Origin of the sequence: Pseudomonas sp. E45-MNA-CIBAN-0222, assembly GCF_040310405.1 — a bacterium.
Lineage (GTDB): Bacteria > Pseudomonadota > Gammaproteobacteria > Pseudomonadales > Pseudomonadaceae > Stutzerimonas > Stutzerimonas stutzeri_AC.
In genome coordinates, this window is sequence record NZ_JBEOPU010000004.1 from 1 (window position 1) to 13,931 (window position 13,931).

Sequence of the window (13,931 nt, forward strand, 5' to 3'; positions counted from 1 at the left end):
CTGGTAACAAAATCAGCAATCCGCCCTGGGTCAAATTTCAATCGGCAGGGTGGGTCAATTTTCCATCAGCGCCAACAGTATTGGGATCGCTGGCCATTGAACGAAGTGCGGGATGGGCGGCGCGGATGGAGCCTCTTCTCGCCCTCAACAAGAGCTTGTACCCGACACTGATCAAGCAAATTTTAGAGCTGGAAAAGCTGTCTGTTGTCGAAACCCAACTGCTTGCGCATGTGCTTCCCCAGCTCCGGCGTGGTATGGGTGAAGGACGGTACTTCAGAGCATTACCGCTTCAGGGTGTGGATACCAAGTTTCTAGAGGTCAACCAGTCCTTGATTACTGCGCTTCTGGACGGATTGCACGAGCAGCAAGTCTCCAGCTGCGGAGGGCTAGAGCAATGGTTGGCGTGCATTCCGGTACCTGCGAATTGGTTTTATGTAAGGCCACTGTGCCCGCAGGTACGGATGCAGTTGGCGGGATTCGACGTCTTGCGCATCCCGCTGGAGCAACTTCTAGAGCATCCCCTACCCGGTGAGCGGGTGCTTGTTGTGGAGAATTTACAGTCTGGATTCGGGTTGCCGGATATGCCGGGCACGGTTGCGGTATTTGGCGGAGGGCGCAACACGGTCTGGCTTAAGGCGCGCTGGCTAAAGGAAAAGCGCATTGGTTACTGGGGAGATTTGGATACCTGGGGGCTAAAATTCTTAGCTGACGTTAGAGTCATGCAGCCGCACGCCGAAGCATTGATGATGGATAAATCCACGCTGCTTGCTTACAGAGACCGTGGGGTAAGCGAGGTGCGACCAGCAAACTTGCCTGAGCTAGGTCTAAGTTATGCTGAGACCGAACTTTTCGAAAGCCTCCGCTCTGGAGAGTACGGAATTGGGCGTCTGGAGCAGGAACGACTATCCCAAGACTATGTGGTGGATGTTTTGCAAAGCTGGGCGATGATGCCGTGCAAATGAGCATCAGCTCGGGAAGGCAAAGAATGAGTCGTGGTGTTCGGAGAGGTCTGATAGAGCCTCTGGATGCCAAAAAGCCAAGGAGAATAGGTGGTTGATTGCTGACGTTGAACGTTTTCTGCGGGAAAACCCAGGCTCAAAGGCAAAGGATATTGCCAAGCATTTTGGAGTGGGTAAGGGGGAGATCAATTCGCTTCTTTATAAGAATCCCGATTCATTCGTCCATGATCCCGATCATCGCTGGTCAGTGGTGATGGATAAGCTGACGGTTGTCCTGAAAAAGGAGGCATGGGTGGACAGCGCCTCATTCGAGGATGTGCTGGCTGCTGTTGGATCGCCCTTGGATTCGGTCTGCTCAGGCGCTGAGTTCGTTGTGCCCAAAGGCTGCAAGATTATGATCGACGCGGCTGCGCGAATCTTGGCGTTGTGCAATCAGCTCGTAATGGTTGGCAAAACAGTGTCGATTGATTTCAGTGCCTGTAAAGCGACGCTGACCTATTTCAATCGACTAGGTTTTTTTGACCACCTAGCCGGGGCGGTGGATGTGATTCCGGAGCGCCCCTCTCAGTCTGGAGCGGCAACCTACCGTGGTAACAACGACGGTGTGGTTGAGCTTGCTTCTATTGACCCTCGCATTCCCGATGAGTCGATCCCCAAGCGTCTGAAAAACAGCCTCGTGAGGTGTGCAGGTGAACGTTATTCGCAGTCCGCGTTTACGTTCATTTCTGAGTTATTTGGTAACGTGGGGGATCATGCGAAGTCAGCGATTCCGGGTTTTGCAGCTCTTCAGCACTACCCGAAAGGTGGCAAGATCCAGACAGTGATCTCTGACAGCGGGATTGGCATTGTTGGAAGCCTTCAGCCCGTTCTGGAGCGGAGGTATCCGGAGCTTTTTCAACAGCTCGATTTCTCGAAGTCAGAGGCAGGGCCGGAACTGGTCTTGCACGTCATCAAGCAGGGGCGAGTCTCCAGTTCTGATGACGATGGTCGGGGGCTCGGGTTGAAACGAAGTGGTGAGGTGGCCGCTGATTTCAACGCAACGGTTACGGTGAGACAAAAAAATTTCGAGCTGACAATGGTCTACAGCGATGGTCGATTCAATCGCAGCCACCATCGCGTGGACATGCCAACCATCCTGGGAACCCATATCTGCTTCGACTTCTTAATTGACAGCTAGAGCCCTCTCGTTAAACTGAGCAAATGAATCAGAAATCAATCACGGTCAAGCTAAAAGACTTCACCGAGGACGACCATCCATTTGGCAATGTCCAGGGAAAGGCAACCTTTGGGAAGCTGCTCGACTTCGTTCACTCCCATCCGCAGTATTCCGTTTTTGGAGTCTCCCTCACCGGCATAGAGGCGACGGACGCATCCTTTCCGAGAGAAAGCGTGGTTGCAGTCGCGAAGTTTTTCAGGGGGGAGCGTGGCTTCTTCCTCAAGGATGTCAAAAGTCGAGACTTGCTGGACAACTGGAGCTATGCGGCCCAGGCCAAAGACATTCCTCTGACTGTCTGGGCCGATGACGGTTACCAAATTATCGGGCCTGAGATCAGCTCGTCCACGAAGGAACTGTTGGAGTGCGTGCTGTCTCAGCGTTCGGTTACTGCCGCCAAGGTGGCCGAAACGCTGAAAATTTCGGTCGCCAATGCCAGTACCAAGCTCAAAAAGCTCAAGGATCAAGGGTACATCCTCAGAGACGAGGAGACGGCTGAGTCTGGCGGGATCGAGTACGTCTACCTTGCCATTGGCGAATCTGCTTAAACAGCTTTACATAATCAGAATAGAGGCGTAACGTTTGCTTTGACTCCAAGGGATTTGTGTAACCCTGGTTAAACTGGATAAATAAAGCAGAATGGTGATCGATATGGCAACGAATCCTCCGGCAGGTGATGGGCATCGAAATGGTGCGGTGCGTCAGCGTTCCCAAACCCAGACTCCGTCTGGTCATTGGGTCAAACGTGATACGGAAACCGGCCAGTTCATGGACGTGAAAACGTCGGATAAAACGCCGTTCAAAGGCGTGCGGAAAGAGAAATAGGAGAACAGCTCATGAGTGCGAAATACGAGATTTTCCTGGGAGCGGATCGTCAGTATTACTTCCGGTTGAAGGCACCTAATGGCGAGAAAATTCTTGCCAGCGAAGGCTATACCACCAAGGCGAACTGCCAGAATGGTATCCAGTCGGTGAAGACCAACTCCCCTTACGATGCCAACTACAAGAAGCTGACGTCCATTAACTCCCAGTACTACTTCACCCTGCACGCAAGCAATGGGCAGGTAATCGGCAAGAGCGAAATGTATACGTCCGCTCAAGCACGTGATGGTGGTATCACGGCGGTTAAGGCGTACGGCCCGAGTGCTCCGGTGGTAGATCTCACCTGATACATCGTGCTTGTACAAACCCGCTTCGGCGGGTTTTTTTGTTGCCTAAAAAAGGGGGGGCGTGTGGCCATTTCCCTGCAATCCTAAGGAGCTAACCGTTGCGGCTGTTCTGTAGACGGGGTTGGCAAGGCGAGAGACTCGGGAATTTATTAACAAAAACGTTAATAAATTCCCGAGCCGGGCGGTGCGTATATCGGGCGCTATGTTCAATAGTGCCCCGCTGCGGACAGGGTGCTGGCGACCACTTCAGCATTATGTGGCTACCGAGCACCTGGGGTGTGGTGCCGCAGTCAGGAGGCACTTGGTCGGTGTGTTACTGGCGGGGGTGCCAACCCGCTTGCCAAACGACGGCTACCCTGTCACTGTAAATACGAATGTCATTACAGTGAGGGCCGCACCATGGCGTCCATCAATATCCGCATCGACGACGAGCTTAAGGCGCGTGCTTACCAGGAGCTGGAAAAGCTCGGCGTCACCCCCTCTGAACTGATGCGCCAGGCTTTGCAGTATGTGGCCGAGCGCGGACAGCTGCCATTTCGCCCGGTGCTGATGACCGAGGAAGATGAAGCGTTAATCGCCACGGTTCGTGAACGCCTGGCCGCTCCGCAGCGCGTGAAGGTCTCGCTGGATGACCTATAGCCTCGAATTTGATGCACGGGCATTGAAGGAATGGCGAAAGCTGGGTGATACCGTTCGCCAGCAGCTGAAGAAAAAGCTCGCTGAGGTCTTACTCAATCCGCGCATTGAAGCCAATCGGCTCCATTCGCTGCCGGACTGCTACAAGATCAAGCTGCGCAGCAGTGGTTATCGCCTGGTGTACCAGGTGCTTGACCACGAGGTGGTGGTGTTTGTGGTGGCGGTTGAACGTCGTGAGCGTGAGCAGGCGTATCGCAAGGCAGCCGAGCGCCTTAAATAGCTGGCTCAGCTGTTCCTCTATGACTGAAGGGTGGTCTCGGCACGATGAGTGGTGATGATCTGCTTGAGCATCTACGGGCCGAAAATGCGCGCTTGATCGCGCTGTTGGAAGCGCATGGTGTTGAGTGGCGCTTGCCTGACGAACCGCCGCTAGCTGAACAGGCTGGCCCGCCTCCACTGATAGGTTCGAGTCTCGACACGGATGCCAAGTTGGCACTGTTCAAGCGACTGTTTCGGGGCCGGGCCGATGTGTTCCCCGTGCGTTGGGAAAGTAAGGCCGGCAAGTCGGGCTACTCGCCCGCGTGCGCCAATGAATGGCGACCCGGTGTGTGCGAGAAGCCACGGATCAAATGTGGAGACTGCTCGTATCGCCAGCACCTGCCGCTGACCGACCAGGTGCTCTATAAGCATCTGGCCGGAGAGATTGTCATCGGCGTTTACCCTTTGCTGCCGGATGACAGCTGCTACTTTCTGACGGTGGATTTTGACGAAGCCGATTGGCGCGAGGATGTCACGGCGTTCGCTCAGTCTTGCCGTGAGTTAGGTGTGCCGGTGGCACTGGAAGTCTCTCGCTCGGGCAACGGGGCGCACGCTTGGATTTTCTTCGAGCGCAATGTCCCCGCCTATGAGGCGCGCCTGCTCGGCTCCGCAATCATCAGCCATACCTGCGAGCGTACCCGGCAACTGACGCTAAGCTCGTATGACCGATTTTTTCCAAATCAGGACAGCATGCCTAAGGGCGGCTTTGGTAACTTGATTGCCTTGCCGTTGCAGAAGCGAGCCCGCGCGCTCAACGGCAGCGTTTTTGTCGATGAGACGCTGGTGGCCTATCCCGACCAATGGGCATTTCTGGCCAGTATTCAGGCTATGCCCGTGCAGGATATTGCGCCGAAAACCCAGCTGGCCACTGGAGGTCGCCATCCGTTGGATGTCACCGCAGTAGCGGATGACGACGAGCCGAAACCCTGGCAGCGCACAGCGGAAAAGACCCAGAAATTGGCTTGTCCGTTACCCGAGTTCGTGAACGTTACCCTGGCCAACCAGATCTATTTCGACAAGTCCGAACTGCCCCAGCCATTGGTCAACAAGCTGATCCGCTTGGCGGCCTTTCAGAATCCGGAGTTCTACAAGGCACAGGCCATGCGTCTGCCTGTGTGGAACAAGCCCCGGATCATTGGCTGCGCGGAAAATTTTCCTCAGCATATCGCCTTGCCCCGTGGCTGCTTGGATGACGTGAGGACGTTGCTGCAAGACAACGGGATTGAGTTGGTGCTGCACGATGAGCGCTTCGCAGGAGAGTCCATTGATGTCCGCTTTGCGGGCACGCTACGCCCGGATCAAGAGGCTGCTCTCGACGGCATGCTGGCGCACGACGTCGGAATTCTCTGTGCGCCGACTGCTTTTGGCAAAACCGTCACGGCTGCTGCGCTGATTGCCAGGCGTGGTGTGAACACGTTGGTGCTGGTGCACCGGACGGAATTGCTCCAGCAGTGGAAGGAGCGGTTGCAGGCATTTCTGGGCGCAGACAAAACCAAGGTCGGCACCATAGGCGGTGGCAAGGCCAAGCCGACAGGCATCATCGATATTGCCGTGATGCAGTCCTTGTCGCGGCAAGGCGAAGTCAGCGAGCAGGTTAAAAACTACGGGCAAATCATCGTGGATGAATGCCATCACCTGTCAGCTTTTTCGTTCGAGGCCCTCCTCAAGGCTGCTGGGGCCAAATATGTGTTGGGCCTGACCGCTACGCCAGTACGTCGTGATGGCCAGCAGCCGATTATCTTCATGCAGTGCGGGCCCATTCGGCATACCGCGAGCAGGCCCGAGAGTGCTCCAGCCGATCTGGCTGTGACACCGCTGTGGCTTTCTCGACCGATAGTCATGCCTGAAGGAGCAGGCATCCAGGATGTCTTCTTGCAGGTGTGTAATGACACTGAGCGAACAGCCAAGGTTGTTGCCGAGGTCGGAAAGGTTTTTGACCAAGGACGGAAGATCCTGGTGCTGACAGAGCGAACGGATCACCTCAGTGCCATTGAGGAACAGCTGGTTGGCCGGGTCGAGAACCTATTCACGCTGCATGGGCGGATGTCCAAGAAGCAACGCGCTGCGCTAATTGGCGAACTGGAAGCACTGCCACCCGATGCCCCACGGGTGATCCTGGCAACCGGGAAGCTGGTCGGAGAGGGGTTCGACCATCCAGCATTGGATACCTTGGTACTGGCCATGCCAGTTTCCTGGAAGGGCACTCTCCAGCAGTATGCGGGCCGCCTGCATCGGGAGCATGCAAGTAAGGCTGATGTGCGCATCATCGACTTCATTGATGCTGGACATCCTGCATTGCTCCGTATGTGGAGCAAGCGCCAAACGGGTTACAAGGCTATGGGCTATCGATTTGCTGATTCGTCCAGCTCAATGGAGCTGCTAGCAAATGGTTAACGAGTCTTCATACAGCCACCAAGCTTCCGTCTGTCGGAGGTGGAAAGTGGCTGTTTCCTACTCGGTGGATTCACCGTAATCTGGGTTCCATTGACAGGTTGTCAATCCAGGGCGTGGCTTGAGGCCTTTCTCCAGCACGTCCGCTGTCTTACCGAAATGTAGTGCTGCGACCGGCTCGTTTCAGGGGCTTACGGAAAATGCCATTTATTGCGGTAATTTCGGCGGAAAATGCCACTTTATGTGGCTCAATCATGCCAATAATGGTGCCCATTGCTCTTCGTAAATCATTGATTTAATTGAGTTTGCCTGTGGTTCTGAATGCCAGGTTTGTCGCCCCTCGACACCTAAGCTGACCTCTTTACGGTCATCGACCTAAAACAGACCCCGGCCTTGCAGGCCGGGGTTTTTCGTTTCAGAAATAGGCAGAGTGAATCGCAGCGACTGGTTTAATCAATTTCGAACACGCCCCTGCTAAGCGTATGGTTAACCCATCAAGTTACTCACCTTACCGCGCCTTTAGCGCAAACACATTTGATGGGGTAAATCGCTTATGTTGGACACCAATCTCAAGACCCAGTTGAAAGCCTACCTGGAGAAGGTCACCCAGCCCTTCGAGATCGTCGCGTCCCTCGATGACGGCGAGAAGTCCCAGGAAATGCTGAGCCTGCTGCAGGACATCGCCAGCCTCAGCGACAAGATCACTCTGAAGACCGACGGCGACGATGCACGCAAGCCGTCGTTCTCGCTCAACCGCATCGGCGGCAACATCAGCCTGCGTTTTGCCGGCATCCCCATGGGCCACGAGTTCACCTCGCTGGTGCTGGCCCTGCTGCAGGTCGGCGGTCACCCGTCGAAGACCGCGCCGGAGGTGATCGAGCAGATCAAGGCGCTGGATGGCGACTACCGCTTCGAAACCTACTTCTCGCTGTCCTGCCAGAACTGCCCGGACGTGGTCCAGGCGCTGAACCTGATGGCCGTGCTCAATCCGAACATCAAGCATGTCGCCATCGACGGCGCTCTGTTTCAGGACGAGGTCGAAGCCCGCCAGATCATGTCCGTGCCGAGCATCTACCTCAACGGCGAGCTGTTCACCCAGGGCCGCATGAGCGAGGAAGAGATTCTCGCCAAGCTCGACACCGGCTCCAGCGCCCGTGACGCCGAGAAGCTCAAGGCCAAGGATGCCTTCGACGTGCTGGTGGTCGGTGGTGGCCCGGCCGGCGCCGCAGCGGCCATCTACGCCGCACGCAAGGGCATCCGTACCGGCGTCGCGGCCGAGCGCTTCGGCGGTCAGGTGCTGGACACCATGGCCATCGAGAACTTCATCTCGGTGAAGGAAACCGAAGGCCCGAAACTGGCCCGCGCCCTGGAAGAGCATGTGCGCGAGTATGAGGTCGACATCATGAATCTGCAGCGCGCCAGCCAGCTGATCCCAGCGGGCGAAGACGGCCTGCACCGGGTGCAGTTCGAGAACGGCGGCGAGCTCAAGGCCAAGACCCTGATCCTGGCTACAGGCGCCCGCTGGCGCGAAATGAACGTGCCCGGCGAGCAGGAATACCGCGGCCGTGGCGTCGCCTACTGCCCGCACTGTGACGGCCCGCTGTTCAAGGGCAAGCGCGTGGCGGTGATCGGCGGCGGTAACTCCGGCGTGGAGGCGGCCATCGACCTGGCCGGCATCGTCGCTCACGTGACCCTGCTCGAGTTCGGCGAGGAACTGCGTGCCGACGCCGTGCTGCAGCGCAAGCTCAACAGCCTGCCCAATGTTCGCGTGCTCAAGATGGCGCAGACCACCGAGGTCAAAGGCGACGGCCAGAAGGTCACCGGCCTGGTCTACAAGGACCGCACCAGCGACGAGGTGCACGAGGTCGAGCTGGAAGGCATCTTTGTGCAGATCGGCCTGCTGCCCAACAGCGAATGGCTCAAGGGCACCCTGGAGCTGTCCCGTTTCGGCGAGATCATCGTCGACGCCAAGGGCCAGACCAGCATCCCCGGCGTGTTCGCCGCCGGTGACGTGACCACGGTGCCGTACAAGCAGATCGTGATCGCCGTGGGTGAAGGCGCCAAGGCCTCGCTGAGCGCCTTCGATCACCTGATCCGGTCGTCCGCGCCGGCCTGAATCGAAGCGCAATAAAGAAGGGGAGCAGCCGCGAGGTTGCTCCCCTTTTTTATTGTGCCGCTGTGGGCCACAGCTTCTGTGCCAGAAAAGTGATGCTGACGCTGCGGTTGGATGCTTGATGTCTAGGAATGCAAGATGGGCGGGCCATCCCTGCCCTGCCTAGCGTCCGCATCAGAGGGTTGGGCGACCCTGTGTTTCGAGTTGGGTGACCTGCGTGTTGATCCAGTCTTCGGCACGCTGATTGAGCTCGGCGATGGCTCTAGGACTTTCGCTGTCGGCGAACATCGCTGGGCCGATCACTACCTGGATGGTGCCGGGTCGCTTGCCCCAACCCGCTTTTGGCCAGAACGTACCGGCGTTGTGGGCAATAGGCAGCACCGGCAGGCCGGCGTTGACTGCCAATGCCGCACCACTGCGGGAAAACTTGCCCTTTTCGCCGACCGGTACGCGGGTGCCTTCCGGGAAGATCAGCACCCAGGCGCCCTGCTCCAGGCGTTCGTGACCCTGCTTGGCGACTTGGCGCAACGCCGCCTTGGGATTGTCACGATCGATGGCGATCGGCTTGAGCAGCATGATTGCCCAGCCAAAGAATGGCACCCGCAGCAGCTCACGCTTGAGCACTTGGGTCAGCGGCTCGAAGTATGCGGAGAGAAAGAAGGTCTCCCAGGTGCTCTGGTGCTTAGCCAGGATCACGCAGGGACGCATCGGCACGTTCTCCGCGCCATGCACCTCGTAGCGCAAGCCAACCAGCGTCTTGCCCAACCAGACGGCGCAGCGACACCAGCTCTGTACCACGAAGCGATAGCGCGGGCGGAACGGCATGAACGGGGCGAACACCAAGCTCACCAGGCACCAAGCGAATGCCGTGAACGCCAACAGAAAATAAAACAGGGCAATACGGACGGAGAACAGGAGGCTCATCGAGAACTCTCGAGTAGATGATCGACAACAGCGGCAAGGTCATCGAAGACCTGAGTGCCCGGCGGCAGGGTGCCTTCAAGCGTGCGCAGGCCTTTGCCGGTCCTGACCAGATAGGGCACGCCGCCGAGTAGCATGCCGGCATGCAGGTCACGGTGGCTGTCGCCCACCACCGGTACGCCCTTCAGGTCGGTCAGCCCGAAATGCTCAGCGATGGTGCGGAACATCCCGGGCTTGGGTTTGCGGCACTCACAACCATCATCCGGGCCGTGCGGACAGTGCACGATCAGATCGATCCGGCCGCCCTGCTCCATCACCAGCTGCTGCATCTTGAAATGCATGTCGCCGAGGGTGCTCAGATCGAACTTGCCGCGCGCGACACCCGACTGGTTGGTGGCCACCGCCACCGTCCAGCCGGTCTTGCACAGTCGCGCGATGGCTTCCAGCGACCCGGGAATGGGTATCCACTCATCCAGCGACTTCACGTACTCGTCGGAGTCCTCGTTGATCACCCCATCGCGATCCAGCACGATCAGCTTCACAGGCTTAGCCAAGTGCGGAAATATCGGCAACGCCAAGGAACAATCCTCTCAGCCGGGCCAGCAAGGCATAACGATTGGCGCGCACCGAAGCGTCTTCGGCATTCACCAGTACCGCCTCGAAGAAGGCATCCACCGGGCCACGCAGGTGCGCCAGACGCTCCAGCGCCTCGCGGTACTGACGCGCGGCAGCGAGCGGTTGAACCGCCTGCTCGGCCTGCTGGATCGCCGAGTACAGCGAGAACTCGGTGGCGTTGTCGAACCAGCGTGGCTCGACCGCTTCCGGCAGCTTTGCATCGAACTTGCTCAGCAGGTTGGAGACCCGCTTGTTGGCGGCGGCCAGCGACGCCGCTTCCGGCAATGTGCGGAAGGCCTGCACGGCCTGCACGCGCTGGTCGAAGTCCAGCGCCGAACCCGGCTGCACGGCACGCACCGAGAGGTAGGCGGCGACATCGACGCCTTCGTCCTCGTAGCGTGCGCGCAGGCGGTCGAAGATGAATTCCAGCACCTGATCGGCGAGCCCGGCGCTTTTCACCTGACCACTGAACTGGCCGATGGCGAAGTTCACTGCCTCGACCAAGTTCAGGTCCAGCTGCTTCTCGATGAGGATGCGCAGCACGCCGAGGGCGGCACGGCGCAGGGCGTAGGGATCTTTGGAGCCGGTCGGCAGCATGCCGATGCCGAAAATGCCAACCAGGGTGTCGAGCTTGTCGGCCACGGCCACGGCCGCGCCGGTGAGCGTGCTTGGCAGCTCACCGCCGGCACCGCGCGGCATGTACTGCTCGTTCAGTGCCAGCGCCACGTCTTCCGGCTCGCCGTCGTTGAGTGCGTAGTAGTAACCGGCGATGCCCTGCATCTCCGGGAACTCGCCAACCATTTCGGTGGCCAGGTCGCACTTGCAGAGCAGTCCGGCGCGCGCGGCACGCTGCTTGTCGCCACCGGTACGTTCGGCGATCAGCCCGGCCAGGCGCGAGACGCGCTCGGCCTTGTCATAGACGGTGCCGAGCTGGGCCTGGAACACCACGTTCTTCAGGCGATCGTTGAAGCTGTCGAGCTTCTGCTTCTTGTCCTGCTTGAAGAAGAATTCGGCGTCGGTCAGACGCGGGCGCACCACCTTCTCGTTACCGGAGACGATCTGCGCTGGGTCTTTGGATTCGATGTTGGCCACGGTGATGAAGCGCGGCAGCAACTTGCCGTTGCTGTCCAACAGGCAGAAGTACTTCTGGTTGTCCTGCATGGTAGTGATCAGCGCTTCCTGCGGTACGTCGAGGAAGCGTTCCTCGAACGAGCAGACCAGCGGCACCGGCCACTCGACCAGCGCAGTCACTTCATCGAGCAGCGCCGGCGGCACGATGGCCGTACCGTTCTGCTCGGCCGCCAGCTGCTCGACGCGCTTGGCGATCAGCTCGCGGCGCTCGGCGAAGTCGGCGATCACATGGGCGCCGCGCAGGTCCTCCAGGTAGCTGGACGGCTTGGAAATGTGCACCTGACCCGGACTGTGGAAACGGTGGCCGCGGGATTCGCGCCCGGCGCGCTGGGCGAGAATCTCGCAATCGATTACCTGCTCGCCGAAGAGCATCACCAGCCACTGGGTCGGGCGGACGAACTCTTCCTTGCGTGCGGCCCAACGCATGCGCTTGGGGATCGGCAGATCGTTCAGCGAGGTCGCGACGATACCCGGCAGCAGTTCGGCAGCCGGTTGGCCTTCGATGGTACGGCTGAACTTGAGCTTCGGCCCGCTACGATCGATCTCGGCGAGGTCGACGCCGCACTTGCGGGCAAAGCCCAGGGCGGCCTGGGTCGGCTCGCCGTCAGCGTCGAAGGCAGCCTGCATTGGCGGGCCGTCGAGGTTGATGCTGCGATCGGGCTGCTGGGTCGCCAGCTGTTCGACCAGCACGGCCAGGCGACGCGGCGCGGCATAAGCCTGCGTCTTGACGAAGCCCAGGCCAGCGTCCTTCAGGCCCTTCTCGATACCGGCGCAGAAGGCTTCGGCCAGCTTGGCGAGCGCCTTTGGTGGCAGTTCTTCGGTACCCAGTTCGACGAGAAAATCCAGTGCACTCATTCTGCAGCCTCCAGCTTGGCCAGCACTTCGTCACGCAGTTCGGGGGTGGCCATGGGGAAGCCGAGTTTGGCCCGGGCCAGCAGGTAGCTCTGGGCGATCGAACGCGCCAGGCTGCGCACGCGCAGGATGTACTGCTGGCGCGCGGTGACCGAAATGGCGCGACGGGCATCGAGCAGGTTGAAGGTGTGCGAGGCCTTGACCACCATCTCGTAGGCAGGCAGCGGCAGCTCGGCGGCCATCAGCCGGTTGGCTTCGCTCTCGTAGAAATCGAAGAGTTCGAACAGCTTCGGCACATTGGCGTGCTCGAAGTTGTAGGTCGACTGCTCCACTTCGTTCTGGTGGAACACATCGCCATAGGTCACGGTGCCGAACGGGCCATCGGCCCAGATCAGGTCGTAGACCGAGTCGACGCCCTGTAGGTACATGGCCAGGCGCTCGAGACCGTAGGTGATCTCGCCGGTGACCGGATAGCACTCGACGCCGCCGACCTGCTGGAAGTAGGTGAACTGAGTGACTTCCATGCCGTTGAGCCAGACTTCCCAGCCCAGGCCCCAGGCACCGAGGGTCGGCGATTCCCAGTTATCCTCGACGAAGCGTACGTCGTGCACCGAGGTGTCGACGCCGATGCGGCGCAGCGACTCCAGGTACAGGTCCTGGATGTTGTCCGGGTTGGGCTTGAGCACCACCTGGAATTGGTAATAGTGCTGCAGGCGGTTGGGGTTCTCGCCGTAGCGGCCATCGGCCGGGCGGCGCGAAGGCTGAACATAGGCGGCGTTCCAGGTCTCGGGACCAATGGCGCGCAGGAAGGTGGCGGTGTGGAATGTACCGGCGCCCATTTCCATGTCATAGGGCTGCAGGACCACGCAACCCTGCTCGGCCCAGTAGCTTTGCAGGGCGAGGATCAGGTCTTGGAAGGTGCGCACGGCAGGCGTAGTCTGGCTCAAAATTTCACCTGTGCTGGGCTTCGACAGAAAGCCTCGAAGTATACCCCCCGCATGGTCGCGCTTGCGATGGTTTCGGCCATTGGACGAGGCCTGCGCAAGGAGACCACATGCCACGTTGCGCCTGGTGCGGCACGGATCCGCTGTATATCGACTACCACGATCGCGAATGGGGCGTGCCAACTCGCGATCCGCAGGTGCTGTTCGAATTCCTCTTGCTCGAAGCCTTCCAGGCCGGGCTCTCGTGGATTACCGTGCTGCGCAAGCGCGAGCGCTACCGGCAGGTGTTGTTCGGCTTCAACGCCGAGCGCCTGGCGCGCATGAGCGACGCCGAGATCGACGAGCGCATGCAGGACCCCGGTATCATCCGCAACCGCCGCAAACTCGAGGCCGCGCGCAGCAACGCACGTGCCTGGTTGCAGCTGGAAGACCCGGTGGATTTCATCTGGTCTTTCGTCGATGGCCAACCAAATATCAACCGCTTCGAGCGCATCGATCAGGTGCCTGCGGTCACGCCCGAAGCCGAAGCCATGAGCAAGGCACTGAAGAAAGCCGGCTTCAGCTTCGTCGGACCGACCATCTGTTACGCCTACATGCAGGCCTGCGGCCTGGTCATGGATCATTTGACCAACTGCGACCGCTATGTGCCGCTGGCTGGCGCCGAATGAC

The 13,931-nt window shown here is 59.1% G+C and carries 14 protein-coding genes; 10 read left to right on the top strand and 4 right to left on the bottom strand.

From position 1 onward, the window contains the following. From AAEZ08_RS07205 to ahpF, 9 genes are all read left to right on the top strand, one after another. The coding region (locus AAEZ08_RS07205) for a Wadjet anti-phage system protein JetD domain-containing protein (RefSeq protein ID WP_500123981.1) at positions 1–962 on the top strand (962 nt) is incomplete at its 5' end. A gap of 91 nt (positions 963–1,053) precedes the next feature. After that, positions 1,054–2,136: an ATP-binding protein gene (locus tag AAEZ08_RS07210; protein WP_500123982.1), complete on the top strand. Its 1,083-nt coding sequence runs from the start codon at positions 1,054–1,056 to the stop codon at positions 2,134–2,136. 23 nt (positions 2,137–2,159) lie between these two features. Next, positions 2,160–2,720, top strand: a complete 561-nt coding sequence (locus tag AAEZ08_RS07215) for a DNA-binding protein (protein ID WP_500123983.1) — start codon at positions 2,160–2,162, stop codon at positions 2,718–2,720. A gap of 91 nt (positions 2,721–2,811) precedes the next feature. After that, positions 2,812–2,997, top strand: coding sequence for a hypothetical protein (locus AAEZ08_RS07220; protein ID WP_071535975.1), 186 nt, complete (start codon positions 2,812–2,814; stop codon positions 2,995–2,997). 11 nt (positions 2,998–3,008) lie between these two features. Then, positions 3,009–3,341: a YegP family protein gene (locus tag AAEZ08_RS07225; protein ID WP_090506100.1), complete on the top strand. Its 333-nt coding sequence runs from the start codon at positions 3,009–3,011 to the stop codon at positions 3,339–3,341. Positions 3,342–3,740: 399 nt separating this feature from the next. Next, on the top strand, positions 3,741–3,980 hold the full coding sequence (locus tag AAEZ08_RS07230) for a type II toxin-antitoxin system RelB/DinJ family antitoxin (RefSeq protein WP_170050294.1): 240 nt from the start codon (positions 3,741–3,743) through the stop codon (positions 3,978–3,980). Beyond that, positions 3,970–4,257, top strand: coding sequence for a type II toxin-antitoxin system RelE family toxin (locus tag AAEZ08_RS07235; protein ID WP_500123984.1), 288 nt, complete (start codon positions 3,970–3,972; stop codon positions 4,255–4,257). The genes AAEZ08_RS07230 and AAEZ08_RS07235 overlap by 11 nt, the downstream gene beginning before the upstream one ends. A gap of 44 nt (positions 4,258–4,301) precedes the next feature. Further along, positions 4,302–6,689, top strand: a complete 2,388-nt coding sequence (locus tag AAEZ08_RS07240) for a TOTE conflict system archaeo-eukaryotic primase domain-containing protein (RefSeq protein ID WP_500123985.1) — start codon at positions 4,302–4,304, stop codon at positions 6,687–6,689. A gap of 550 nt (positions 6,690–7,239) precedes the next feature. Beyond that, a complete protein-coding gene (ahpF, locus tag AAEZ08_RS07245) occupies positions 7,240–8,802 on the top strand; it encodes an alkyl hydroperoxide reductase subunit F (protein WP_500123986.1) in 1,563 nt (520 codons plus the stop codon). A 171-nt stretch (positions 8,803–8,973) separates the two neighbouring features. On the opposite strand, the gene AAEZ08_RS07250 is transcribed toward ahpF, so the two are convergent. Genes AAEZ08_RS07250 through glyQ form a run of 4 tightly spaced genes read right to left on the bottom strand, consistent with a single transcriptional unit; the run spans position 8,974 to position 13,265 of the window. Then, positions 8,974–9,723, bottom strand: a complete 750-nt coding sequence (locus AAEZ08_RS07250) for a lysophospholipid acyltransferase family protein (protein WP_500123987.1) — start codon at positions 9,721–9,723, stop codon at positions 8,974–8,976. After that, positions 9,720–10,262: a D-glycero-beta-D-manno-heptose 1,7-bisphosphate 7-phosphatase gene (gene gmhB, locus AAEZ08_RS07255; protein ID WP_003284249.1), complete on the bottom strand. Its 543-nt coding sequence runs from the start codon at positions 10,260–10,262 to the stop codon at positions 9,720–9,722. Before gmhB ends, AAEZ08_RS07250 begins: the two co-directional genes overlap by 4 nt. A gap of 4 nt (positions 10,263–10,266) precedes the next feature. Then, entirely contained in the window at positions 10,267–12,321 is a 2,055-nt protein-coding gene (glyS, locus tag AAEZ08_RS07260) for a glycine--tRNA ligase subunit beta (RefSeq protein WP_102821257.1), read from the bottom strand. Then, on the bottom strand, positions 12,318–13,265 hold the full coding sequence (glyQ, locus tag AAEZ08_RS07265) for a glycine--tRNA ligase subunit alpha (RefSeq protein WP_003284253.1): 948 nt from the start codon (positions 13,263–13,265) through the stop codon (positions 12,318–12,320). The genes glyS and glyQ overlap by 4 nt, the downstream gene beginning before the upstream one ends. A 107-nt stretch (positions 13,266–13,372) precedes the next feature. On the opposite strand from glyQ, the gene AAEZ08_RS07270 reads away from it, so the two are divergent. Further along, entirely contained in the window at positions 13,373–13,930 is a 558-nt protein-coding gene (locus AAEZ08_RS07270) for a DNA-3-methyladenine glycosylase I (RefSeq protein ID WP_500123988.1), read from the top strand. Position 13,931 lies beyond the last annotated feature (1 nt).

What these genes read in the sequence shown, in the direction of transcription:
- AAEZ08_RS07215 (WP_500123983.1), top strand. Translation starts at nt 2,160, where the DNA reads ATGAATCAGAAATCAATCACGGTCAAGCTAAAAGACTTCACCGAGGAC.
- AAEZ08_RS07235 (WP_500123984.1), top strand. Translation starts at nt 3,970, where the DNA reads ATGACCTATAGCCTCGAATTTGATGCACGGGCATTGAAGGAATGGCGA.
- AAEZ08_RS07225 (WP_090506100.1), top strand. Translation starts at nt 3,009, where the DNA reads ATGAGTGCGAAATACGAGATTTTCCTGGGAGCGGATCGTCAGTATTAC.
- ahpF (WP_500123986.1), top strand. Translation starts at nt 7,240, where the DNA reads ATGTTGGACACCAATCTCAAGACCCAGTTGAAAGCCTACCTGGAGAAG.
- AAEZ08_RS07240 (WP_500123985.1), top strand. Translation starts at nt 4,302, where the DNA reads ATGAGTGGTGATGATCTGCTTGAGCATCTACGGGCCGAAAATGCGCGC.
- AAEZ08_RS07270 (WP_500123988.1), top strand. Translation starts at nt 13,373, where the DNA reads ATGCCACGTTGCGCCTGGTGCGGCACGGATCCGCTGTATATCGACTAC.
- AAEZ08_RS07220 (WP_071535975.1), top strand. Translation starts at nt 2,812, where the DNA reads ATGGTGATCGATATGGCAACGAATCCTCCGGCAGGTGATGGGCATCGA.
- glyS (WP_102821257.1), bottom strand. Translation starts at nt 12,321, where the DNA reads ATGAGTGCACTGGATTTTCTCGTCGAACTGGGTACCGAAGAACTGCCA.
- AAEZ08_RS07250 (WP_500123987.1), bottom strand. Translation starts at nt 9,723, where the DNA reads ATGAGCCTCCTGTTCTCCGTCCGTATTGCCCTGTTTTATTTTCTGTTG.
- AAEZ08_RS07230 (WP_170050294.1), top strand. Translation starts at nt 3,741, where the DNA reads ATGGCGTCCATCAATATCCGCATCGACGACGAGCTTAAGGCGCGTGCT.